Below are 20651 nucleotides of genomic sequence, written 5' to 3'. Positions count from 1 at the left end.
CAGCCCATCTACAGAGGTGTCACCGGGCAGGGAAACCCATGCCCGGTGCGTTTCGATTTCCCCGCCGTTACGCGGCAATCTTGTCCTTGATATAGGTATCGACGGCCGCGCGCTCTTCCTCGGTCAGGCGCAGGCCCAATTTGGTGCGGCGCCACAGGAAATCATCGCCGCTGCGCACCCATTCGTTGGCAATCGCCCAGTCCAACTCCCGCTCAGTAATGGTGGCGCCGAAATCGCGCCCCAGCGCCTGGGCGGATTTTGCATCACCCAGGATCAGCCGCGCTTCGGTGCCATAGGCGCGGATCAGACGCCGGGCCCAATAGGGCGTCAGGAAGGAATAATCCGCTGCAAGGTCCGCCTGCAGCTTGGTCACATCTTTGACCGCGAAATTGCCGCCGGGCAGGGGCACACCTGCTGTCCAGTTGCCGCCGACGCCGGGCAGGGCCTCGGAGATCTTGGCAAGCGCGGCCTCGGCCAGTTTGCGGTAGGTGGTGATCTTGCCGCCAAAGATGTTCAGCAGCGGTGCATTGCCCGTGTCCAGTGACAGCACGTACTCCCGCGTCGCCGCCGTCGCCGAGCTGGCGCCATCGTCATACAGCGGGCGCACACCGGAGTAGGTCCACAGAATGTCGTCGCGGTGCAGCGGCTTTTCGAAATACTGCGAGGCGAAGTCGATCAGGTAATCCTGTTCCTCGGGCGTGCAGGTGGGGGCGGTCTCCGGGTCGGGATGGTCGGCGTCGGTGGTGCCGATCAGGGTGAAATCCTCTTCATAGGGGATGGCAAAGATGATCCGCCCGTCGGTGCCCTGAAAGAAATAGCAGCGCCCGTGGTCGAAGAGTTTCGGAACCACGATATGGCTGCCGCGTACCAGACGCACGCCTTCGCCGCTGTTCTGGCCCAGTTTCTGGTTCAATACCTCCGCAACCCAGGGACCCGCCGCATTGACCAGCATCCGCGACCGACGCGTGAACACTTGCCCCGTCAGACTGTCCTTCAGGTGGATGAGCCAGTGATCCTCGGCGCGTTCAGCCGCCAGAACTTTGGTGCGAGTCATGATTTCGGCGCCGCGCGCCTGCGCGTCGCGGGCGTTGAGCACGACAAGCCGGGCATCCTCGATCCAGCAGTCCGAATATTCAAAGGCGGTCTGGAACTTGTCCTTCAGCGGCGCCCCCGCTTCGTCGCGGCTGAGGTCCAGCTTGCGGGTGCCGGGCAGGATGCCGCGCTTGCCCAGCGTGTCATAGAGAAACAGCCCAAGGCGGATCAGCCAGGCCGGGCGGCGGCCCTTCATCCAGGGCATGATCCGCGTCAGCAGGCGGGAGGTCGGCGTTTCACTGTCGAACCGCATCTCCTTGTGAAAAGGCAGCACAAAACGCATCGGCCAGGAAATATGGGGCATCGCCTTCAGCAGGACCTCGCGCTCGATCAGCGCTTCGCGCACCAGGCGGAATTCGAAATATTCCAGATAGCGCAGGCCGCCATGAAACAGTTTGGTTGAGGCCGAGGAAGTGGCCGAGGCCAGATCGTTCATTTCTGCAAGGCTGACCGACAAGCCACGGCCTGCCGCATCGCGGGCAATGCCGCAGCCGTTGATGCCGCCGCCGATGATGAACAGGTCGGTGATCTTTTGATCAGTCATTTTCGTTTCTTTCGTTTTGGCTGGCGGTGTCTCCCGCCACGATGATGCGTGTTCCCGCGGCGCGCGCGGCCTCGGCAAAGGCATCGGGCATCGGCGCATCGGTGATCACTACGTCGAGATCCGCCACATCACAGATCCGCACTGGGGCGGAGCGGTCGAATTTGCTGTGATCGCAGACCAGAACGCGGGTACGTGCGTTTTTCAGAATGGCGCGGGCGACGGAGACCTCGCGACCGTCGTGGTCCATGATGGCGCCATCCGCATCGAGGGCGGAGGCGCCGATAATGGCGAAATCGACCTTGTAGCGGGAAATGAATTCCACCGCGTCTTCGCCGACGATGGCGCCGTCGCTTTGCCGGACCGCGCCGCCAACCAGGATCAGCTCACGCGCCTCGCCACCCATCATCATATTGATAATGTTTATGTTGTTGGAAATGACTGTCAGGCCGCGATGGCCGGATAGGGCACGGGCCACTTGCTCGGTCGAAGTGCCGATATTGAGCGTGATCGAGCAGTCTTCGGGGATGAGTTCTGCGGCCTCGGCTGCCATCGCCAGTTTCCCCGCCGCGTTCAGCTTGCGCCGGTCCGCGTAGGCGCGGGTGGCGGCTGAGCTGACGCGCACCGCGCCGCCATGCACCCGCGACAGTGCTCCGCGTTGCGACAGATCCCGAAGGTCGGTGCGCACGGTCTGCAGCGACACGCCAAACCGCTGTGCCAGATCCTCGACCTCGACGCGATCCTGAGTGTTAAGCAGCTCTATGATTTCGTTCTGACGAGTCGTGGCATCCATGGGCTTTCCTTTTCAAAGCCCATCTAGCGATTCATTTTCGCTTTGTCATCGTTTGTTTTCGAAAAAGTTCGTTTTGCGCGGAGAACAAAAATCCACTTGTCGCGCAGGCTTCATCTCGCCCGCCCCGGCGATATGCGGGACGGGGGGGGGTGTTTCAGATGTCAGGGGAGTGTCAGATCACAGGGATCAGGTGGTTGTCCCAGCGCAGCTCGGCCTGGTTCAGGACCGACAGGCGACCCTTGCCGATCTCGACGATCTCACCGCTGCCCGAACTTGCGATGAACCCATCTGTCGATTGGGACAGGCCGCAGACATCGGGCAGATGATGTTCCGTGGTGAGGGCGCCGCTTGTGGTGTCCATGACCTGCACCACGCCGCCGCGGGGCGAGGTGACAGCCACTTGTCGGCCATCAGTGGAAAAGGCAATGGAGCCGCCATATCCATTGAGGTTGCGCAGGCGCGGGTCATCGGCGGCCATCAGCCGTGGTGCACTGCCGGGCTTGTGCAGCCCGACGATCGGCACATCTGCACCCAGATCGCCCTGCCATTGCATGGCAAAGGCAACGGTGCCATCCGCCTTCATCGCCAGATGGCGGATCGAATTCTTGTGGAGTACGGCGTCCAGCTCGACCTGCTCGGTCACCTGGCCGTCAAAACCAAGATAGCTGAGGTTGGGCCGCATCGTCGGGATGTTCAGCTTGGCCCGGCCACTGTCGGGGTGGGTGTCGATGCCGCCATTGGCGACGACCAGCCCCGCGCCATCACCGCGCAGCATCATGTCATGCGGGCCGATCCCGCCCGAGGCAAAGCTGCCGATGCGGCGGTAGGGGGCAGCGCCATCCCAGACGCCGATGATACCGCGCCCGGCCTCAAAGTGGTTTTCGGTGGTGAGCAGCAGACTGCCGTCGGGTGTGAAGACGCCGTGTCCGTAAAAGTGATGGCCTGCGGGCGGCTCCAGCCGGGCCAGCTGCGCGCCGGTGCGGCAGTCAATCACATCGGCGAACCGTCCGGGGCGGCGGGCAAAGGCGACCGCGATGGGCCGCATGGGGTGGGCGGTGGCAGCATGGCCGCGACCGGGCAGGGGGTGGCTGAACAGGAGGGTGCCAAGGTCCGAAAGACCCGCCAGGATAAAGCTGCCGTCGGCGGCCTTGCCTGCGGACAGATAGGCGGGCGAGCCCAGATCGGCCCAGCTGGCCGCCGGGGCCATCCCTGCCGCCAGAAGCCCGGCCAGAAATCCACGTCTTGAGGGCATGTCTTTGGGTCCTTTCTGTTAATCGCCATCCAGGGCGTTGAAACCGGCCTCGACGCCAAGTGCGGGACCAAGATCCTCACCGATGGTTTCGCGCAGTTTCCGGATGTCCTGCTGCACTGCCTCGATCCGCAGCCGCGTGCCCGGCTCTGCAACGCCTGCAAAGGTCGGATCGTCGAGGCGGCTGGCGTGCTCGACCGCAGTGTCAAAGTCTGCATCCAGTTCTGCTGCAAGATCGGTATCCCCGTCGCTGAGGATGCGGGTCAATGGTGCCAGCGCCTCCAGCGCCAGGATCACGTGGTGCTGGGAACGGCCCGAACGATAGGCTTCGGCGCGTTTTGGGCGCGGCCTGTCGTAGGTGCCCAGCGGCCGCCCCAGCCGCATGTCGATCAGGATCTGCAGGCCGGCATTCAGCGCCTTGAACAGTTCCTGTTTGACCTCGGCCTCGGTGCGATAGCGATCACCGGGGTGGCGCATCTTGTCGGCATAGCTGTCGCGCCAGTCCGTCCAGATCGCATCTGCTGTGGTGGCGATATCCTCTGCAATGGCGCGGGTCAGCTGGCAGCGGTAGTCGGCGCTGCCCAGCTGCTGCATGTCCTCGTCGTAAAGGAGGAATTCCAGCGCATAGAAGCCGCGCGCTGCAATCGATACGCTGGTATAGGCCGTCGCATCCTTGGCAATCGGATCCTCGGCAGTGATCAGCGCCCGCAGCGCTTTTGGCGTTTTGCCCCGGCTGTCCGGCCAAAAGGCGAGCGCAAAGGCGCGGTTATCCCTTTCGGTCGGCCCGAACCGCAGGTGGCTGACCGCGACCCAGGCATCAAAAGCTTCGCCATAGGCCTGCTGCAACTGGACCGATCCGGGGTCGCAGACCTCAGCGGCTGTCGCGTTCAGTTGCTGGGTCTCCTGCGCCAGTGTTTCGAAGCCCGGCAGAATGTGCTGTTCCAGAGCCTCCTCGACCACACCGGCTTGTGCGGTGGCAGGTGTCAGGGTGAGCGGCAGGGCAAGGCTGACGGCAAGGGCGGGTGTCAGCAAGTGGGACAGTGAGGGGCGTGTCATAGGCTCTCCAGAAAACGGATAAGATCGGCGCGGTCCTCGGGGGAGAGGGAGACCACGGTGTTGCGGGCATCTTGTGCCTCGCCGCCATGCCACAGGATCGCCTCTAGCAGGCTGCGGGCGCGACCATCATGCAGGTAGGTGGCGCGCGGCGACACCTGCTGCGTCAGGCCAATCCCCCAGAGCGGCGTGGTGCGCCATTCCCGCCCGGTGGCGCGGGCTTCGGGGCGGTGATCGGCAAGGCCTTCGCCCATGTCATGCAGCAGCAGGTCGCTGTAAGGCCAGATCAGCTGGAAACTGTGCTCGGGGCGGTCTTTCAGGCGATGGGTCACGAATTTGGGCCGGTGGCAGGCGGCGCAGCCGCTGTCGTAGAACAGTTCCTTGCCGCGCAGCACTTGCGCATCGTCCAGGTCGCGGCGGGCGGGTACGGCCAGGTTGCGGGCGTAGAAGGTGACCAGATCCATGTTCGGTTGATCAATCTCGGTGCCGCGGGCGTCATCATTTCCGTGCGGGGCTGCGCGGCATTTTGTTTGGCTCGTGGTGCATTCCCCCCAAGGGGCGGGAAACAGCGGCGTGGAAATGCCGATATCGCCGGAAAAGGCGGCGGCGGATTGTTCGTGCACCGTCGGCATGCCCGCCTTGAGGCCAAAGCGGCCCAGCATGATCTGCTGAAACTCTTCGGACCAGACCAGATTGGCCCGACCGGAAATGCCATCTCCGTCGGCGTCGTCCGGATCTGCAGCGGCAAGGATATCGGCGGTGGGGATCGCCTCAAGCAGGCCAAGGCCAATCATCGGCGGCGCCACGCGGGGGGACAGCATGGCGTTGGTGTGCAGCGGGCCGTAGCCCAGATCCTCGGCGCTGTAGATCGGTCTGCGCAGCGAGGCGGTTTCGCCACCGTTCAGATCGACGGTCTCTTCTTCATATCGGATGCCAAGCCGGTATTCCGGGGAAATGCCTGGGGCCGAGAAATCCTGAAGCTGCTGCCCATAGGTGGGGTCGGGGGCCGTGCCGATATAATCCTTGATTGCCTGAACCTGCTCGGGCACCGGACCGGGAGCTGAGACGCGCAGAAACATCGCGGCAGAGCGGTAATCCGGCCCAGCAGGCACATGGCCGCGCCCATCCTTCAAATGGCAGCGCTGGCAGGAGCGGGCGTTGTAAAGGGGGCCAAGCCCGTCAGAGGCGCGGGTGGAGGAGGGTGAGAACACCCAGATTTTCTTGAACAGCCCATTGCCCAGTTTGAATTCCAGCTCCTGCTCGAAAGACAGGTTAGCGGAGTGTTGGGAAAAGGCCTCATCGTCGCTGCGGGCGCGTGTTGTCGTCGCGCCGGCAGGATGGGTTTCATAGGCTTCGGGAGCCGAAAAATCCGTGGCAGGGGCCGTCACGGCGCGGATGCGCTGGCTGTCCTCGGTGGTGCGGGGGATCACATCCAGATGCGGATCGCCAAGGGGCAGGCTGGTTAGATCCAGCGCCTGTCCGGTGCTGGCTGCGACAAGCGCCGCAGCCAGAAGAAGGTTACTCTTCAGCCTCTTCCATCTTGGTGGCGTTGAGTTGTGCATAGTTTTCGGCACCGATCCGCTCGTGCAGGTCCAGCTGTGTCTCAAGAAAGTCGATATGGCCCTCTTCATCGGCCATCAAGGCTTCGAACAGCTTCATGGTTACGTAATCGCCTGCGGTGTCGCAGGCTTCGCGGGCTTCCTTGTAGAGCGCGCGGGCGCTGATTTCGGCCGCCAGATCGCATTCCAGTGTTTCCTTGGGGTTCTGGCCGATGCGCAGCGGGTCCAGTTTCTGCAGGTTGGGATGCCCGCCAAGGAACAGAATCCGTTCGATCAACTTGTCCGCGTGCTGCATCTCTTCGATGCTTTCCTCGCGGCTTTTCTTGGCCATGCTGCCCAGCCCCCAGTCTTCCTGCATGCGGAAGTGAAGCCAGTACTGGCTGACAGCGGTCAGTTCATGGCGCAAGGCCTTGTTGAGGTAGTCGATGACGATTGGGTCGCCCTTCATGGCTGTTCTCCTGTCCGAGTGGCTTGCGTAGGTTCTGCAACTGCGCAGGTACACTTACCTTAGCATTGCCGCGCATCGTGTCGAGGAAGAGCGGCATGCATCCGCCACAATCAGCGGCTTTGCCAAGCGCATGGTAGATTTTGCCGGGGGTGATGATCGTCCGGGGATCTGCGGCGCGCATCCAGTCGATGGCGGCGTGAATGTCGTGATCGGTGATCTGTGTGCAGTGGCAGACGATCATGGCCTGGCTCCCTTAGAGGTGGCAAAGGGGATCTCGATTCCTGACATCAGGTATCTGACAAAAATAGTCAGACGGCAAGGGGTAATGCTGACTATTTTTATCGGAGATAGTCCTTGGCACAGTGTCGCTGGTCCAATGGGGGCAGCAGGGCGCATGAAAAAGGGCCGCAGAAACTGCGGCCCAGTCGGGTTCTGTTGCGAAAAGCAGTCAAAACCGAGGGATCGTTCAGCCGCCAAGCGGAATGATCAGGCTCACACCCAGCGTCGTGTCGGCAACGCCGGTGTCTTCGACCTGGGCCAGCGCTCCGGACAGGGTCATGCCGTTCTGGAATTCGTAATCCGCGCCAACCGAGATCAGATCGGTGTCGCCTGCGCTGTCCAGATCACGGTGGGCCAGGGTGCCGGACAGGGTCCATTGGCCAATGCCATAGGCCGCGTTCAGCGTGGCATAGGTGGCGTCATCCGCGCCGCCGCCAAAGTTGGAGAAGGAGGCAACCTCTGCGAAGACATCAAACCCGTCTGCAAAGGAATGGCCGATGCCGACGACGAAGCCTTGTTCGTCATCCACATCGCCAGCGCTTGCGCTCAGATGGCGGGCGCCAATATGGAACCGGGTTGCGCCGACGCTATGCGCCCATTGGATGGCAAAGTTGTCCAGCTCGCCGGTGTTGCCTGCGCCGCCCGCAGCGGCGGTATTACGGCCCCGGTCGAACCAGGCCGAACGGCTGAGACCGGTGTCATCCGCATAGAAGACGCCAAAGGACAGGGTGCCCGCGCCGTTGAGCTCTACATCAGCCAGGACACCGATCTGTTCGGCGAGTTCATAATCTTCGGCCAGGGTGCCGCCAAAGAAACCCGCTGCATCGTCCCATGCGGTGCCGAACACGGGGTGGAGTTTACCAATGGAGACGGTGGTTGCTTCGCCGATGCCAAAGCTGAGGCCGATCTCTTCGACGTAGAGGCCGATGTCGTCAAAGCTGCGGTCGGCAGTGGCGTCAGTCACACTTTCGGCGGTGAGGGTCGAGAACAGCGAAACGCCATTGCCGAAGGTATAGGTGCCGGTGGCGGTGATGGTTGCGTAGGTGTCGCGGATTTCGTTCGCGGCCACGTCCGAAGAGATGATCTGCTCGTTGCCGATTTCGATTTCACCTTCCCAGGTGAATTCGGCCTGTGCCGCCGTTGCGGAAAACACGAAAGGGGCGCCGAAAGCCAGCGCCGCAGCCAGAGTCTTGTTCATAGTACTGTCCTGATATTTGGATTCCGGGCGGCGTATCTGGCTGCGGTTGGCGGCTGGGCCGCCCGGTGATTTTTTGAGTTATTGGAAGACGGCGCCCGGGTTGTCGAGCGAGTCGGAGCCTTCGAATTCGACGTCGGTCAGTTGCAACGTCGCAACCGCGCGTTCGATCGAACGGGTCTGGTCGATCAGACCGTTCACACCGCCCATCACCAGCGCTTCGCCTGCGGCATTGCCCTGTTCCAGCATCTGGTCATAGGAGAAACCGGCCTCGGCTGCGGTCTTGATCCGGCCAAGCGCCTGCATGGTGTCGGCCAGCTTGCCGCGCAGTTCCGCGTCCAGATCGGCATCGGCTGAGGCAACAAGATCAGACAGCGAGGCGCCGGAGACGAGCTCACCGTTCACCCGCACGTATTCGCCCAGATAGACGTTCTGAATGCCAAGCCCATCGTAATAGTGGCTGTTGTGGGTGTTGTCGGAAAAGCAGTCGTGCTCTTCCTCGGGGTCGTTCAGCATCAGGCCAAGGCGCATCCGCTCACCGGCCTGTTCACCGTAGGAGAGCGATCCCATGCCGGTCAGCATTGCAACGATGCCAGCACCTTCATCGGCCATCAATTCGGCGCGGGCGGCGCCACCCTCGGCCCATTGTGCGGCCATCCAGTCCAGATCGGAGACCAACAGTTCGGTTGCGGCCTGCAGGTAGGCGCCGCGCCGGTCACAGTTGCCGCCGGTGCAGGCCTCACCCTTGGCGTAATCGGTCCATGGGCGGTTGCCCGCGCCATGATCGGTGCCATTCAGATCCTGCCCCCAAAGCAGGAATTCGATGGCGTGATAGCCGGTTGCCACGTTGGCTTCGACGCCGTCTGCCTCGTGCAGGGTGTCTTCCAGCAGTGCCGGGGTGATGTCGCTGGTGTCGATGGTCTGGCCTGACAGCTCAAATGCGGGATTCGCGATCACGTTCAGCGCGGCCAGTGCGTTCTCATCTGACGGGCCACCATAGGAGGCATCCACGTAGTCGATCAGCCCTTCATCTAGCGGCCAGGCGTTCACCTTGCCTTCCCAGTCGTCGACGATGGCATTGCCGAACCGGAAGGCTTCGGATTGCTGGTAAGGCACGCGTGCGGCCAGCCAGGCGGTGCGGGCGGCTTGTAGAGCTTCGGCCGAGGGCTCTGCCACCAGCGCATCAACAGCCGCCTTCAGCCGCTGGGCGGTGGTCAGGCTGTCCTGATAGGTCGCCTGGGCAATATTGGCATAGGTGGTCAGAACGGCGCCTTTTTCGGGGGCCGCTGGTGCGGCCATTGCGGCAGAGCCGCCCATGGCGAGGGCTGTGAGAGCGGTTCCGGTGAGAAACAGCGATTTCATCGGGGGTATCCTTGCTTGGTTGGATCGGAAGATGGAGGGGCGCAGGTCGTGCGTAGGCTGTGGCGAGCCTAGGAGGTTATTTTGTGAGGATCAGCTTCCCGGCGCGGGTGATGCGCAGGCTGTAGATCTGGCCGTTCAGCAGAATGCGTGCCTGAATTCCGCCGCGCGTCAGGTCTTCGGCGTGATATGTGGGGAATGCTTCCGTCGTGGCGGTGGTGGCCACGGGTTCAGATGTAATCTGGTTCATGATGAGTGCCCATTTCTGAAATCCGCCCTGTCAAATTCGGCCCGGTCCAGCAGCCATTCCAGGCAGAACCCCGAAAGGCTGCCGGAGCGCGCAAATACTTCGAGCCAGATCTGGGACAGGCTGTCCTGATCGTCAGGTTCGGATGCGGTGGGCGCGGGGCCAGGAGCGATGTTCGACATGATGACGCAATGTGGTTGTCTCGGTTCGTTCGGGCTGGCCTGACAGATCAGGTTGGCTGGATTGCGTTATACCTGATTTATTTACTCACCTTTGTCAATCCGACTTTTTTACTCGGAAATTTGTGCCGAGCGGCTCGCCTTGGTGTGGATTGTTTCCAAAACCCAGGAAGAGGCGCAGTTTTCGTGCGGTCTGTTGCCGTCACGTGTCTGCCGCCCGGCTGCAACCTGGCGCCGCGAGGTCTGATGTTTGCTGAACTTAGGCCGAGTCGCTCAGGTGGCAGCAGACACAATAAAAAAGGCCGCCAATTTGGCGGCCTTTGAAATTTGATAAATTGGGCGTTGCTTAGTCGCGGGTGCCCGAGAACCGTTCCTGCCAGTCTTCGCGCTGCTCGTCTGCGATCTTCGCGAACAGAACCTCCGGCACGGTGAAGCCATGCCCGGCGGGCAGGGCCGAAAGGGCCGCAGCAACATCGGTAGGCCAGCCCATGTCCGAGCTATTCAATGCTTCCATCAGCTTGGCGCTGGCCTGCGGGATGAAGGGTGCGCTGAGCACGGCATAGAAGCGGATCAGGTTGAGGCCGAGACGCACCTGCGCAGCGGCGCGCTCGGGGTCTTCCTTGAACACCGACCAGGGCGCAGCCGATTGCAGGTATTCGTTGCCCGCAACCCAGATCGCGCGCAGCTCCTGCGCCGATTTGCGCACCTCCATCGCGCCCATCTGCTGCTCATAGGCGCGCAGGCGGGTGGTCAGCTCTTCGATCAGCGCCGTTTCCTGTTCACCGTATTCGCCGCCCGCCGGAACCTCTTCGCCGAACTTGGAACGGCAGAATTTGGTGATACGGGAGACGAAGTTGCCCAGGACATCCGCCAGATCCTTGTTCACCGATTGCTGGAAGTTCTCCCAGGTGAATTCGGAATCGCTGCTTTCCGGTGCGTGGCTCAGCAGCCACCAGCGCCAATAGTCGGCGGGCAGGATTTCAAGCGCCTGATCCATGAAGACGCCGCGCCCCTGGCTGGTAGAGAACTGACCGCCGTCATAGTTGAGGTAGTTGAACGACTTCAGGTGATCGACCAGCTTCCAAGGCTCACCCGACCCCAGAATGGTCGCCGGGAAGGACAGGGTGTGGAAGGGGACGTTATCCTTGCCCATGAACTGGACGTATTTCACATCTTCGGCGCCTTTGTCGGTGCGCCACCAGCGTTCCCAGTCGGCATCCGTTTTGCCATGGGCATCGGCCCATTCCTTGGCGCAGGCGATGTATTCGATGGGCGCATCGAACCAGACGTAGAAGACCTTGCCTTCCATGCCGGGCCAGTCTTCCTCGCCCTTCTTGACCGGAATGCCCCAGTCGAGATCACGGGTGATGCCACGGTCCTGCAGCCCGTCACCATCGTGCAGCCATTTCTTTGCGATGGAGGTCGTCAGGACGGGCCAGTCGTTCTTGCTGTCGATCCAGGCGTCCAGCTGGTCCTTCATGGCGGACTGGCACAGGTATAGGTGCTTGGTCTCGCGCACTTCCAGATCGGTCGAGCCGGAGATAGCCGAGCGCGGATTGATCAGATCAGTGGGGTCAAGCTGCTTGGTGCATTCCTCGCACTGGTCGCCACGCGCCTTCTCGAACCCGCAGTTGGGGCAGGTGCCCTCGATATAGCGGTCCGGCAGGAAACGGCCATCGGCGTTGGAATAGACCTGTTTCTCCACCACTTCACGGATCAGCCCGGCCTCGGCCAGCTTGCCCGCGAAATGCTGGGTCAGCGCGTGGTTCTGCGGGCTGGAGGAGCGCCCGAAGTGATCGAAGCTGAGGCAGAACCCTTTGGCAATCTCGGCCTGCACATCGTGCATCTCGGCGCAGTATTCCGCGACCGGCTTGCCTGCCTTGGCAGCGGCCAGCTCAGCCGGGGTGCCATGCTCGTCGGTGGCGCAGAGGAACATTACCTCGTTGCCGCGGCCACGCTGATAACGCGCGTAAAGATCGGCAGGCAGCTGGCTGCCCACGAGGTTGCCCAGATGTTTGATCCCATTGATGTAAGGGATCGCCGAGGTAATCAGAATGCGTTCCATACCATCCATCCACATGTCGCTTTGCCTGACCCTCTATCGCATGGCGGGGGCGGCGGAAACCCCGCCTGTGCCATTCGCGCGAAATCCAACAGAAGTCGAAACATGTTCAAGGTTTTTCTTGAGTATCAAACGGTCCCCGGCCATCGTACCCTCAGGTTGTACAGGGTGCGGGATTGAAACGGTCAATAACCCTTCCCATATTAATTGTATACTACTGCATACTTTGTGATCCTGATTTGTGAGGTCCGTTTCTACATGCTGCAATTTCTGCTCGACGGAGCCTTTGCCCCGTTCACATTGGCGCTTGCTCTGCTGACCGGCCTGATGGTGCTGGAATTGGTGGCCTTGCTCTTGGGCGGGAGCCTGATCGGCGCTGACAGTGATGCAGATCTGGATATCGATGCGGGCGATGGCGGCGACTTCGATCTTGATCTGGATGGTGCGGAACTGGGCGGGGTTGAGGGCATTGATGTTGCGGATCTGGACCTGCCAGATGCAGAACTGGATCTGGAACTGGCACCTGATGCACCTGCAGATGCAGGTGTTTCGACCCCGACAGGCCTGGCATCCTGGCTGGGTCTGGGCCGCATGCCGACGGTGATCTGGCTTGGGGCTATTTTGCTCGGCTTTGGCCTTTCGGGTATGGGCTTGCAGGTGGCGCTGTCCTCGCTCTTTGGGCTGCTTGCCCCGGCTTGGGGCGCAGCCATTCCAGCAGGCGCCTTTGCCTTTTGGTTCGCACGGGTTTTTGGGGCTGCCTTTGCCCGCGTCTTGCCGCAGACCGAAACCGAGGCACTGTCCGAGCGCAATCTGGGCCGCCGCCGCGGTATTGTCACCCAAGGCACCGCCGCCAGGGGGCGCCCGGCTGAGGTGCGAGTCATGGATGGCTATGGCAATGCCCACTACTTGCGCGCCGAACCTTTGAAAGATGGCGATACCATCGCTCAGGGCACCGAGGTTCTGGTGATCCGGGATCGGCGCAGGGGGAGTTACGTGCTTGTTGCCGTCTCCGAATAAGCTTGACGATAAAATTCTAACTTTTGTCCCACAGGGAGGTTTCTCAATGGAGTTTGAGTTTCTGTTGATTGTTGTTGTTACCGTAATTATTTTTCTTGCCCTGTTCGGGCTTGTTATTGGTCGCCTCTACCGGCGCTCTACCCGCGAGATCAGTCTTGTGAAAACAGGGGCTGGCGGCAAAAAGGTGATCATGGATGGTGGCACGATCGTTGTGCCCCTGTTGCATGAGGTCAGCCCGGTCAACATGAAGACCCTGCGCCTTGAGGTGAAGCGCGACGGCGAGGCGGCATTGATCACCCAGGACCGGATGCGCGTCGATGTGGGGGTGGAATTCTACGTCTCGGTCATGGCCACAACAGAAGGGATCGCCCGTGCGGCTCAGACCCTTGGCAGCCGGACCTTCGATGTGGAGCAGCTGCGAGAAATGATCGAGGGTAAGCTGATCGATGGTTTGCGCGCCGTGGCTGCGCAGATGACCATGGATGGCCTGCATGAGAACCGCGCTGACTTCGTTCAGGAAGTGCAGAATGCGGTTTCTGAGGATCTGCTCAAGAACGGTCTGTCGCTGGAATCCGTTTCCTTGACCGCGCTCGACCAAACCCCGTTCGAGGCGCTGGATGAAAACAACGCCTTTAACGCGGTGGGTATGCGCAGGCTGGCCGAGGTGATCGCGGTCTCGAAAAAGGAACGCGCCCAGATTGATGCAGAGGCGGATGTCGCCGTGCGCCGCGCCGCGATGGAGGCCGAGCGTCAGAAGCTGTTGATCGAACAGGACGAAGAACAGGCCCGGATCGAGCAAAAGCAAAAGGTGGAAACCCTGCGTGTGGCGCAAGAGGCCGAGATTGCCGCCCGGACTGAGGACAGTGTGCGTGAAACCGAACGCGCCCGGATTGCACGGGAAGAGGCCATTCGCGCCGCCGACATTGAGCGCGAGCGTAAGATCCGTGAGGCCGAAATCTCCAAGGAGCGGGAGTTGGAGGTCGCTGAACAGGAGCGCCAGATCATCATCGCGCAGAAATCCGAAGAGGAAAGCCGCGCTCGTGCCTCGGCGGATCTGGCCCGTGCCGAAGCCACCAAGGCAACCGAAGCGGTGGCAACCGCCCGCCAGGTGGCAGAGGCTGAGCGTCAGAAGCAGATCGTTCTGATCGAAGCTACGCGCGAGGCGGAACGTCAGGCAACCGGCATTCGTCTGGCGGCTCAGGCGGAGAAGGAAGCCGCCGCCGACCGCGCCGAAGCGCGCCGTGAAGAGGCGCAGGCCGAAGCCGATGCACTCAACATCCGCGCGGAGGCCAAGAAGAACGACATGCTGGCCGAGGCGGAAGGTAAGCGCGCCATCGTTGAGGCAGACAATGTCCTGTCTGAGGCTCAGATCCGCTTCAAGGTCGATCTCGCCCGGATCGAAGCGATGCCCTCCATCGTGGCGGAAATGGTCAAACCTGCTGAAAAGATCGACTCGATCAAGATCCATCAGGTCGGGGGCATGGGTGTTGGCGCAGGCGGTGCAGGCTCCGTGGCCGCACAGGCGGGTGGCGGCGACAAGCCCGTCGTCAATCAGGCGCTCGATTCCATCATGGGCATGGCGGTTCAGATGCCTGCCCTGAAGAAGCTGGGCGAAGAACTGGGCCTGTCCATGGAGGATGGGGTGGCCGGTATCACCAGCGGCGCTTTGGGGGTGTCATCTGAACCTGCCAAAGAGACGGTGGAGGCCGAGGCATCGGCGGCAGAAGAAGCGGCTGATGAGGTGGAGACGCCGCTGGCCTAGATCGCCTGGTTGCACACATTGTATGAAAGGGCCGGATTTCTCCGGCCCTTTTTCGTGGGATCTAGCGTTTCTCGCGCGAGCCTTTCATCAACCGTCCGATGGTAAAGGAGGTGCGCGGGGCGTAGACGTAGTTGGTGCGTTCGTCCGGGGTCGGGCGCGAGCGCATGCGCGACAGGCCGAACAGGATCAGCCCGAAATGGCCAACCGCGATAAAGGCAAACAGCGCCTTGGGGCCGTAGCCGCTGATCAGTGCGGAGGATACATAAGGCGCAGCGATGGCGCCGAGCGCGTAAAAGAACATCAGTGCGGCAGAGAGTTCGACCCGCTCGTCTGATGTGGCAAAGTCGTTGGCATGTGCCGATGAGACCGAGAAGACCGGGAAGGCGGTGAAGCCAAACAACCCTGCCATCATCATGGTGGCCTCGGTGCTTTGACCCGATATGAGGATCGTCAGGCCGCAAGACATAATGGCGGCTGCCGACAGCCAGATCAGCACCCAGCGGCGGTCATATTTGTCCGCAAGCCAGCCCACCGGGTATTGCGCGAGCGCGCCGCCCAGCACGAAGGCTGCAAGGAAAAAGGCGATCTGGTTCAGCTCCAACCCAACTTCGGTGCCGTAGATCGGCCCCACCATCCGGAACGAGGCAGCGCCGATCGCGGCGACGATGACGCCGACAACGGCCAGTGGCGAACAGCGCCAGGCCAGCCCGGGCCGCAGGCGCGGCGCGGCTGGGGTTGCGGGCTGGCTGTTGCGGGTCAGGGTCAGCGGCAAGAGCGCGGCGCAGCAGAGCAGGGCCAGAAGGTTGTAGGAGACGTAAGAGGCCGGTGGCAGTACCGCGATCATCATCTGCGCCGCAAGGGAGGCGATCAGGTCGGCCAGCCGGTAGGTGCCCATGGCCCGGCCACGGCTTTCGTTGGTGACCTTGGCGTTCATCCAGGCTTCGATCACCGTGTAACAACCAGCCACCGACAGCCCGGATGCGATGCGCATCGCGGCCCAGGCCAGCGGCGCTTCGGTGAGGGTGTGTCCGATAAGGCCCATCGCCCCGAGGGCGGTGCAGACGGCAAATGCGCGGGAATGGCCCACCGTGCCCATCAGCCGCGGCGCCCACCAGCAGCCGATGAAAAAGCCCAGAAAATGCGCTGACCCCAGTAGACCGATTTCCTGCTTGTCAAAGCCGAGCGTCAGGCCCGAGATCGCATCCAGCGGTCCGACGCCGCCAGCAGAGAGCTGCAACAGAATGACAGAAAGGAATAGGGCGGCAAAGGAAAGGATCAGGCGCATGGTGTTGCCGACTGTGCCAATGCGCATGGGGATTGCTAGCCCTTTTCGTCAGATCATGTCGTATTCAGCTAACTTTTTTGATTTGCTTCCCGGCTTCTTCCATTGGGGGCGTGCCTCGGCTCTGGCCTTGGTCCTGTCCGGGGGAGGGAGCGGGCGTGTCAGGGGCAACAGTTTCCGTCAAAGGGCCGCCCGGAGCCCGTTGTGTCAGCTGCCAGCTGCGCGGGGGCAGGGCGCGGGCGCGCAGCCGGTCCAACTGCCAGATACGATTGCGGTACTGATGCGCGGGGCGCATGGTCCAGCGGCTTTCGATGCCCTGGGCGCCACCCGCGCCGGGCGTCAGCAGCAGCGCCAGCGGCGCGTTTCCGTCCATCGCCAGAGGCCCGCCCGCCGCAGCTGCCATATGCAGGCGCCGGACCGGGGTGATGGCCGGGGGGGCGGGCAGGTCCGCGATGACAAGCGGGGTGGCGCCGCTACGCAGGGCTTCCTCCATGGTCCAGAGAACATCTTCGGATCGGGGGGCTGTCACCCAGAGAAACCGGGACGGATCCGCAAAATCCACCATGCCGTCGGGGTTCAGTTCTGCGGCGTCCCGGGGCGGAGAGATCCACAGCACTGGCCCGGCCATCGCCCCGGCCAGCCAAAGCGCGAAACTGTACCGGGCGCTGCCACAGGCTTCATGCGCTCGACCGCGCTGCAGGGCGATATCCCCGAGCAGGATGACGCTGGCCTTTCGCTGTCGTTGGCCAGAGGTGGAACCAGAGGCTAGTCCGGTAGGCAGCTGTGGAGGGATGGGGTGAATCGACATGGTTGTCAGATTACAGTGTTCGCTTTTTGTTCTCAATATTGTTTGGCGGGAGTGCAGCAGAAAGGGCAAGGCATGAAGGAGGGGGAATGGGGCAAAAGGAAAGCGGCACGGGAGGGCCGTGTCGCTTGCCTTTTGCCGCTCAGGGCGTGTGATATCCGGCGGTGGGTCAGCTCTCGCGGGGGACGACGGCGCCGCCCTCTTCGGCCCATTTGGTAAATCCGCCTTCCAGATGCATGACCGGGGACAGGCCCATCTCCATCGCCGCGCGTGCGCTCAGCGCCGAACGCCAGGCACTGGCGCAGTAAAACACATAGGTTTTGTCCTGGTTGAAGATGGGCTTGTGATAGGGGCTGTCAGGGTCGATCCAGAATTCAAGCATGCCGCGCGGGCAGGAAAACGCGCCGGGGATCATGCCCGAGCGCTGCAGCTCGCGAATATCGCGCAGATCGACAAAGACGTAAGACTCGTCCTGGGCTTTCTCTTTGGCGTCCTCCACGGACATGGTGTCAACCATGGCGTTGGCTTCGGCAAGCAAGGCCTTGATGCCTTTGGTGATGTTCTGTGGCATGGAGACTCTCCCTGATTAGATCCGCCGCAGGCTGTTCTATTTTCACACCCTCGGCAAGACCCTCGGATGCGACAGGCAGCAGGAAAGCGCAGGGAGACATGACGCGCCCCGGCATTCGGAGGTGCCGGGGCGTCCAGAGAAGGGCGCAGGCCCTCTCTTCACTCAGTGCGGGTAGGCCAGCGTTACCATTTAACCGGACACAAGGCGCCGCCGCTTTCCATCCAAGCGTCCAGGCCGCCCTCCAGATGTCGGACCTCGGGAAGGCCCATTTCCAACGCAGCCTTGGCAGCCAAAGCCGATCGCCAGCCATTGTCGCAGTAAAAGACAAACAGCTTTTCTTCGTCAAAGACCTCCTTGTGGTAGGGGCTTTCCTTGTCGATCCAGAATTCCAGCATGCCACGCGGGCAGGAAAACGCGCCGGGGATCACGCCGGTGCGGTAAAGTTCGCGAATGTCGCGTAGATCCACGAATTGGGAGCGTGCCTGGCTTAGGAGCGCCTGGGCTTCATCGAGCGTCACGTGTTTCACCACGCTGTCCGCTTCGGCGATGAGTTCCTTGTAACTTTTCTTCAGTGGAAATGTCATGGGGTGCTCCTTCAATTCGGGTTATGTTTCAGGGTCTTGTTCCGGGTCCTTACGTGATTTTCGTTCGGGTCGGGCGGTACCTGTTCGCGTTAAGAGTGTGCCTTTTTTGGAGGCAGCAGGTAAAGCGACCAACGGCATAGGGTTGCACTCCTTTGGGTCAGGAGTAGTGTCTTTTGAAACGTTTGAGACAGGGATCGCGCGATATGAAAATGAACCCTCTGGGCCGCACCGGAATGACGGTATCCGAGCTGTGCCTTGGCACCATGACCTTTGGCACCCAGACCAGCGAGGCTGACGCACATACTCAGATCGACATGGCGCTGGCGGCGGGCGTGAACTTTGTCGACACCGCCGAAATGTACCCGGTGAACCCGGTCAGCAAGGAAACCGTCGGCCACAGTGAAGCGATCATCGGCAACTGGAATGAAAAGACCGGACGCCGCAGTGATTACATCCTGGCAACCAAACACTCGGGCGAGGGGCTCGCCGTGGTGCGCGACGGAGAGGCGATCTCGTCAAAGACCATCGCGCCGACCATCGAAGGCTCGCTGAAGCGGCTGAAGACCGATTACATTGATCTCTACCAATTCCACTGGCCCAACCGGGGCAGCTATATGTTCCGCAAGAACTGGAGCTATGATCCCTCGGGCCAGAACCGGGAGGAAACCCTCGCCAATATGCTGGATTGCCTGGAGGCGCTGCAGGCGCAGGTGGACAAGGGCAATATTCGCGCCTTTGGTCTTTCCAACGAAAGCGCCTGGGGCACAGCCCAATGGCTGCGCCTGTCCGAGGAAAAGGGCTATCCGCGGGTGGCTTCGATCCAGAACGAATATTCGCTCCTGTGCAGGATGTATGATACGGATCTGGCCGAACTCAGCGTCAACGAAGACGTGGGGCTGATGGCGTTTTCGCCGCTGGGAACCGGACTTCTGACCGGGAAATACCAGGGCGGTGTGGTGCCAGAAGGATCACGCAAGACGCTGAACCCAGAGCTGGGCGGGCGCCACTCGCCGCGGGTCTACGCCGCCGTTGATGCCTATCTGGAGATCGCAAAGCGCCACGGGCTGGATCCGGTGCATATGGCGCTGGCCTGGTGCCGCACGCGGCCCTTCATGGCCTCGGCCATTTTCGGGGCGACCACCGTTGCGCAGCTGGAGCATGCCCTGCAATCAGTCGATGTGACGCTGGATGCGCAGGTGCTGGAGGAGATCGACGCGGCCCACCGCGCCCACCCGATGCCTTACTGATCGTTCACTACACGAAACAGAGTGCTCCCGCGCCCGCAGGTGCATCGGCTGATGCCGATACCCCTTGGCGGCCTTGGGCCAGGCTCGGCGCTTCCGCGCCGAGCCTGGCCCAAGGGGAACGGTACATGTTTCATGTGCCGGTGACGCGCGGGAGCGCCCCGCGATCCTTCAGCCCGGTTGTGTGACTAGGTCGGCCCGTTTGCCGCACCCTCAGTGGGTGGTGGGGCGGTGATCCTGCGCGGCGTGGTCCGCGGTGGAATAGGCCGTGGATTGCGTTTCGTTCCGCTCCTGGCGCAGATCCCGGGCCGAGCTGCCATGCGCCAGCCGGAAGGCGCGGGCAAAGCTCGATTGCGAGGTGAAGCCCGTGGCCATGGCCACATCCATTAGCGGAAGATCGGTATCGGTCACCAGCCGCCGCGCCTCGGCCAGGCGCAGTTGCAGGTAATGGTCCTGCGGCGTGGTATTAAGGCGCAGGCGGAATTGCTGCTGCAGGCTGCGCGGGCTGGTGCCGAGGCTTTCTGCAATGCGCGCAAGTGGCATTGGATCATCCAACGCTGCTTCCATCAATGCATTCGCCTTGGCCGTCAGCGCGTTGTGCTTGTGTCCGCCAAGGCGGCTTTGCGGGCGGGCCATGCTGGCAGCCCCGTCATAAAGGAACAGACCAGCGACGCGGGCGGCAAATCCGGCGCCATGACGGGCGCTGATGATATGCAGCATCATCTCGATCGCAGGGGTTGCGCCGCCCGAGGTCATCCGTCCGTCGGACACGGTAAAACGGTCGCTGCGGCAATCCACATCCGGGAAACGGGCCGAGAAATTCTCCAGATCCTCCCAATGGGTGGTCGCGGGGTGATCGTTCAGCAGGCCCGCTTCGGCCATCAGCCATGGACCGCCGTCGATGCCTGCAATGGTGGCGCCGGTGCCCGCAATGCGGCGCAGCCCGGCCAGCAGGCTGGGGGTGGCGTGGCGCGCCAGCTGAAACCCGGCCACCACGATCATCAGCTCGCATCCTTCGAGCCGGGACAGAGGCGTGGTCGGCACCGTCAGCCCGCTGGTCAGCATCGGCGGCTCATCCGTTGCGCTGATATAGTCCCAGTCAAAGGCACAGCGACCGGCCAGCCGGTTGGCCGCGCGCATCGGGTCGACCGCCGCCGCAAAGGACAGTGTGTTGCATTCGTCCAGCACCAGAACCGCGCATTTCAGCGGGCGATGCTCGGGTTGCAGGATGTTTTTCGCGGATTTCATCAAGTCGGATTCGCTTTGCGTAAACTGTTCCCCGGAAGGCTGAGGCACAGTAGAGGTCAACGCAAACAGGAATCTGGGGAGG

At 62.0% G+C, this 20651-nt stretch carries 19 protein-coding genes; 3 read left to right on the top strand and 16 right to left on the bottom strand.

Annotation, left to right across the window (positions count from 1 at the left end; genetic code table 11):
* Nucleotides 1-67: 67 nt before the first annotated feature.
* The 11 genes from glpD to metG all read right to left on the bottom strand — a co-directional run bounded on the left by glpD (nucleotide 68) and on the right by metG (nucleotide 12059).
* Nucleotides 68-1636: a glycerol-3-phosphate dehydrogenase gene (glpD, locus tag C6W91_RS11080; protein ID WP_274866661.1), complete on the bottom strand. Its 1569-nt coding sequence runs from the start codon at nucleotides 1634-1636 to the stop codon at nucleotides 68-70.
* Nucleotides 1629-2426 carry a DeoR/GlpR family DNA-binding transcription regulator gene (locus C6W91_RS11075; protein ID WP_274866660.1) on the bottom strand — a complete coding sequence of 266 codons (798 nt, stop codon included), beginning with the start codon at nucleotides 2424-2426 and terminating at the stop codon, nucleotides 1629-1631. Before C6W91_RS11075 ends, glpD begins: the two co-directional genes overlap by 8 nt.
* Before the next feature lie 172 nt (nucleotides 2427-2598).
* Nucleotides 2599-3678: a DUF1513 domain-containing protein gene (locus tag C6W91_RS11070; RefSeq protein WP_274866659.1), complete on the bottom strand. Its 1080-nt coding sequence runs from the start codon at nucleotides 3676-3678 to the stop codon at nucleotides 2599-2601.
* A gap of 18 nt (nucleotides 3679-3696) precedes the next feature.
* Complete coding sequence (locus C6W91_RS11065) at nucleotides 3697-4731, bottom strand: imelysin family protein (RefSeq protein ID WP_274866658.1); 1035 nt, start codon at nucleotides 4729-4731, stop codon at nucleotides 3697-3699.
* Entirely contained in the window at nucleotides 4728-6290 is a 1563-nt protein-coding gene (locus C6W91_RS11060; protein WP_274866657.1) for a di-heme oxidoredictase family protein, read from the bottom strand. Before C6W91_RS11060 ends, C6W91_RS11065 begins: the two co-directional genes overlap by 4 nt.
* Nucleotides 6247-6735 carry a bacterioferritin gene (gene bfr, locus C6W91_RS11055; protein WP_065271139.1) on the bottom strand — a complete coding sequence of 163 codons (489 nt, stop codon included), beginning with the start codon at nucleotides 6733-6735 and terminating at the stop codon, nucleotides 6247-6249. The genes C6W91_RS11060 and bfr overlap by 44 nt, the downstream gene beginning before the upstream one ends.
* Nucleotides 6683-6976, bottom strand: a complete 294-nt coding sequence (locus tag C6W91_RS11050; RefSeq protein WP_082996010.1) for a bacterioferritin-associated ferredoxin — start codon at nucleotides 6974-6976, stop codon at nucleotides 6683-6685. The genes bfr and C6W91_RS11050 overlap by 53 nt, the downstream gene beginning before the upstream one ends.
* Nucleotides 6977-7201: 225 nt before the next feature.
* Nucleotides 7202-8212 (bottom strand): porin, encoded by a 1011-nt coding sequence (locus C6W91_RS11045; protein ID WP_274829569.1) that lies wholly within the window; start codon nucleotides 8210-8212, stop codon nucleotides 7202-7204.
* A gap of 78 nt (nucleotides 8213-8290) precedes the next feature.
* Nucleotides 8291-9571: an imelysin family protein gene (locus C6W91_RS11040; RefSeq protein WP_274829568.1), complete on the bottom strand. Its 1281-nt coding sequence runs from the start codon at nucleotides 9569-9571 to the stop codon at nucleotides 8291-8293.
* Nucleotides 9572-9647: 76 nt separating this feature from the next.
* Complete coding sequence (gene hemP / locus C6W91_RS11035) at nucleotides 9648-9818, bottom strand: hemin uptake protein HemP (protein WP_065271136.1); 171 nt, start codon at nucleotides 9816-9818, stop codon at nucleotides 9648-9650.
* A 522-nt stretch (nucleotides 9819-10340) separates the two neighbouring features.
* Nucleotides 10341-12059 (bottom strand): methionine--tRNA ligase, encoded by a 1719-nt coding sequence (gene metG, locus C6W91_RS11030; protein ID WP_274866656.1) that lies wholly within the window; start codon nucleotides 12057-12059, stop codon nucleotides 10341-10343.
* A 255-nt stretch (nucleotides 12060-12314) separates the two neighbouring features.
* On the opposite strand from metG, the gene C6W91_RS11025 reads away from it, so the two are divergent.
* Nucleotides 12315-13073 carry an OB-fold-containig protein gene (locus tag C6W91_RS11025; protein WP_274866655.1) on the top strand — a complete coding sequence of 253 codons (759 nt, stop codon included), beginning with the start codon at nucleotides 12315-12317 and terminating at the stop codon, nucleotides 13071-13073.
* Between the two features lie 46 nt (nucleotides 13074-13119).
* Entirely contained in the window at nucleotides 13120-14835 is a 1716-nt protein-coding gene (locus tag C6W91_RS11020; protein ID WP_274866654.1) for a flotillin family protein, read from the top strand.
* A 61-nt stretch (nucleotides 14836-14896) separates the two neighbouring features.
* Here C6W91_RS11020 and C6W91_RS11015 read toward each other — a convergent pair whose 3' ends face one another.
* The 4 genes from C6W91_RS11015 to C6W91_RS11000 form a co-directional block, all read right to left on the bottom strand.
* Nucleotides 14897-16120: an MFS transporter gene (locus C6W91_RS11015; RefSeq protein WP_274866854.1), complete on the bottom strand. Its 1224-nt coding sequence runs from the start codon at nucleotides 16118-16120 to the stop codon at nucleotides 14897-14899.
* A 64-nt stretch (nucleotides 16121-16184) separates the two neighbouring features.
* Nucleotides 16185-16925: an ImuA family protein gene (locus C6W91_RS11010; RefSeq protein WP_274866653.1), complete on the bottom strand. Its 741-nt coding sequence runs from the start codon at nucleotides 16923-16925 to the stop codon at nucleotides 16185-16187.
* Between the two features lie 166 nt (nucleotides 16926-17091).
* The gene (locus C6W91_RS11005; protein WP_065271131.1) at nucleotides 17092-17493 is read right to left on the bottom strand and encodes a rhodanese-like domain-containing protein; all 402 of its coding nucleotides are present in this window, start codon (nucleotides 17491-17493) and stop codon (nucleotides 17092-17094) included.
* 182 nt (nucleotides 17494-17675) lie between these two features.
* Entirely contained in the window at nucleotides 17676-18077 is a 402-nt protein-coding gene (locus tag C6W91_RS11000) for a rhodanese-like domain-containing protein (RefSeq protein WP_065271130.1), read from the bottom strand.
* Nucleotides 18078-18280: 203 nt separating this feature from the next.
* Between C6W91_RS11000 and C6W91_RS10995 the strand changes: the two genes are divergently transcribed.
* Complete coding sequence (locus tag C6W91_RS10995) at nucleotides 18281-19324, top strand: aldo/keto reductase (protein ID WP_274866652.1); 1044 nt, start codon at nucleotides 18281-18283, stop codon at nucleotides 19322-19324.
* A 210-nt stretch (nucleotides 19325-19534) separates the two neighbouring features.
* Here C6W91_RS10995 and C6W91_RS10990 read toward each other — a convergent pair whose 3' ends face one another.
* The gene (locus C6W91_RS10990; protein WP_065271128.1) at nucleotides 19535-20569 is read right to left on the bottom strand and encodes a GlxA family transcriptional regulator; all 1035 of its coding nucleotides are present in this window, start codon (nucleotides 20567-20569) and stop codon (nucleotides 19535-19537) included.
* Nucleotides 20570-20651: the final 82 nt, after the last annotated feature.

The sequence above is a fragment of the Phaeobacter sp. SYSU ZJ3003 genome (assembly GCF_041300735.1).
GTDB lineage: Bacteria > Pseudomonadota > Alphaproteobacteria > Rhodobacterales > Rhodobacteraceae > Phycobacter > Phycobacter gallaeciensis_A.
This window is presented reverse-complemented; position numbering and strand designations above follow the sequence as displayed.

Bases quoted from the DNA above. Each gene is read 5' to 3' on its own strand.
- C6W91_RS11010 (WP_274866653.1), bottom strand. From the start codon at position 16,925: ATGTCGATTCACCCCATCCCTCCACAGCTGCCTACCGGACTAGCCTCT.
- C6W91_RS11065 (WP_274866658.1), bottom strand. From the start codon at position 4,731: ATGACACGCCCCTCACTGTCCCACTTGCTGACACCCGCCCTTGCCGTC.
- C6W91_RS10990 (WP_065271128.1), bottom strand. From the start codon at position 20,569: ATGAAATCCGCGAAAAACATCCTGCAACCCGAGCATCGCCCGCTGAAA.
- hemP (WP_065271136.1), bottom strand. From the start codon at position 9,818: ATGAACCAGATTACATCTGAACCCGTGGCCACCACCGCCACGACGGAA.
- C6W91_RS11020 (WP_274866654.1), top strand. From the start codon at position 13,120: ATGGAGTTTGAGTTTCTGTTGATTGTTGTTGTTACCGTAATTATTTTT.
- C6W91_RS10995 (WP_274866652.1), top strand. From the start codon at position 18,281: ATGAAAATGAACCCTCTGGGCCGCACCGGAATGACGGTATCCGAGCTG.
- C6W91_RS11015 (WP_274866854.1), bottom strand. From the start codon at position 16,120: ATGCGCCTGATCCTTTCCTTTGCCGCCCTATTCCTTTCTGTCATTCTG.
- C6W91_RS11075 (WP_274866660.1), bottom strand. From the start codon at position 2,426: ATGGATGCCACGACTCGTCAGAACGAAATCATAGAGCTGCTTAACACT.
- C6W91_RS11025 (WP_274866655.1), top strand. From the start codon at position 12,315: ATGCTGCAATTTCTGCTCGACGGAGCCTTTGCCCCGTTCACATTGGCG.
- C6W91_RS11005 (WP_065271131.1), bottom strand. From the start codon at position 17,493: ATGCCACAGAACATCACCAAAGGCATCAAGGCCTTGCTTGCCGAAGCC.
- C6W91_RS11050 (WP_082996010.1), bottom strand. From the start codon at position 6,976: ATGATCGTCTGCCACTGCACACAGATCACCGATCACGACATTCACGCC.
- C6W91_RS11060 (WP_274866657.1), bottom strand. From the start codon at position 6,290: ATGCACAACTCAACGCCACCAAGATGGAAGAGGCTGAAGAGTAACCTT.
- C6W91_RS11070 (WP_274866659.1), bottom strand. From the start codon at position 3,678: ATGCCCTCAAGACGTGGATTTCTGGCCGGGCTTCTGGCGGCAGGGATG.
- metG (WP_274866656.1), bottom strand. From the start codon at position 12,059: ATGGAACGCATTCTGATTACCTCGGCGATCCCTTACATCAATGGGATC.
- bfr (WP_065271139.1), bottom strand. From the start codon at position 6,735: ATGAAGGGCGACCCAATCGTCATCGACTACCTCAACAAGGCCTTGCGC.
- C6W91_RS11000 (WP_065271130.1), bottom strand. From the start codon at position 18,077: ATGACATTTCCACTGAAGAAAAGTTACAAGGAACTCATCGCCGAAGCG.
- glpD (WP_274866661.1), bottom strand. From the start codon at position 1,636: ATGACTGATCAAAAGATCACCGACCTGTTCATCATCGGCGGCGGCATC.
- C6W91_RS11045 (WP_274829569.1), bottom strand. From the start codon at position 8,212: ATGAACAAGACTCTGGCTGCGGCGCTGGCTTTCGGCGCCCCTTTCGTG.
- C6W91_RS11040 (WP_274829568.1), bottom strand. From the start codon at position 9,571: ATGAAATCGCTGTTTCTCACCGGAACCGCTCTCACAGCCCTCGCCATG.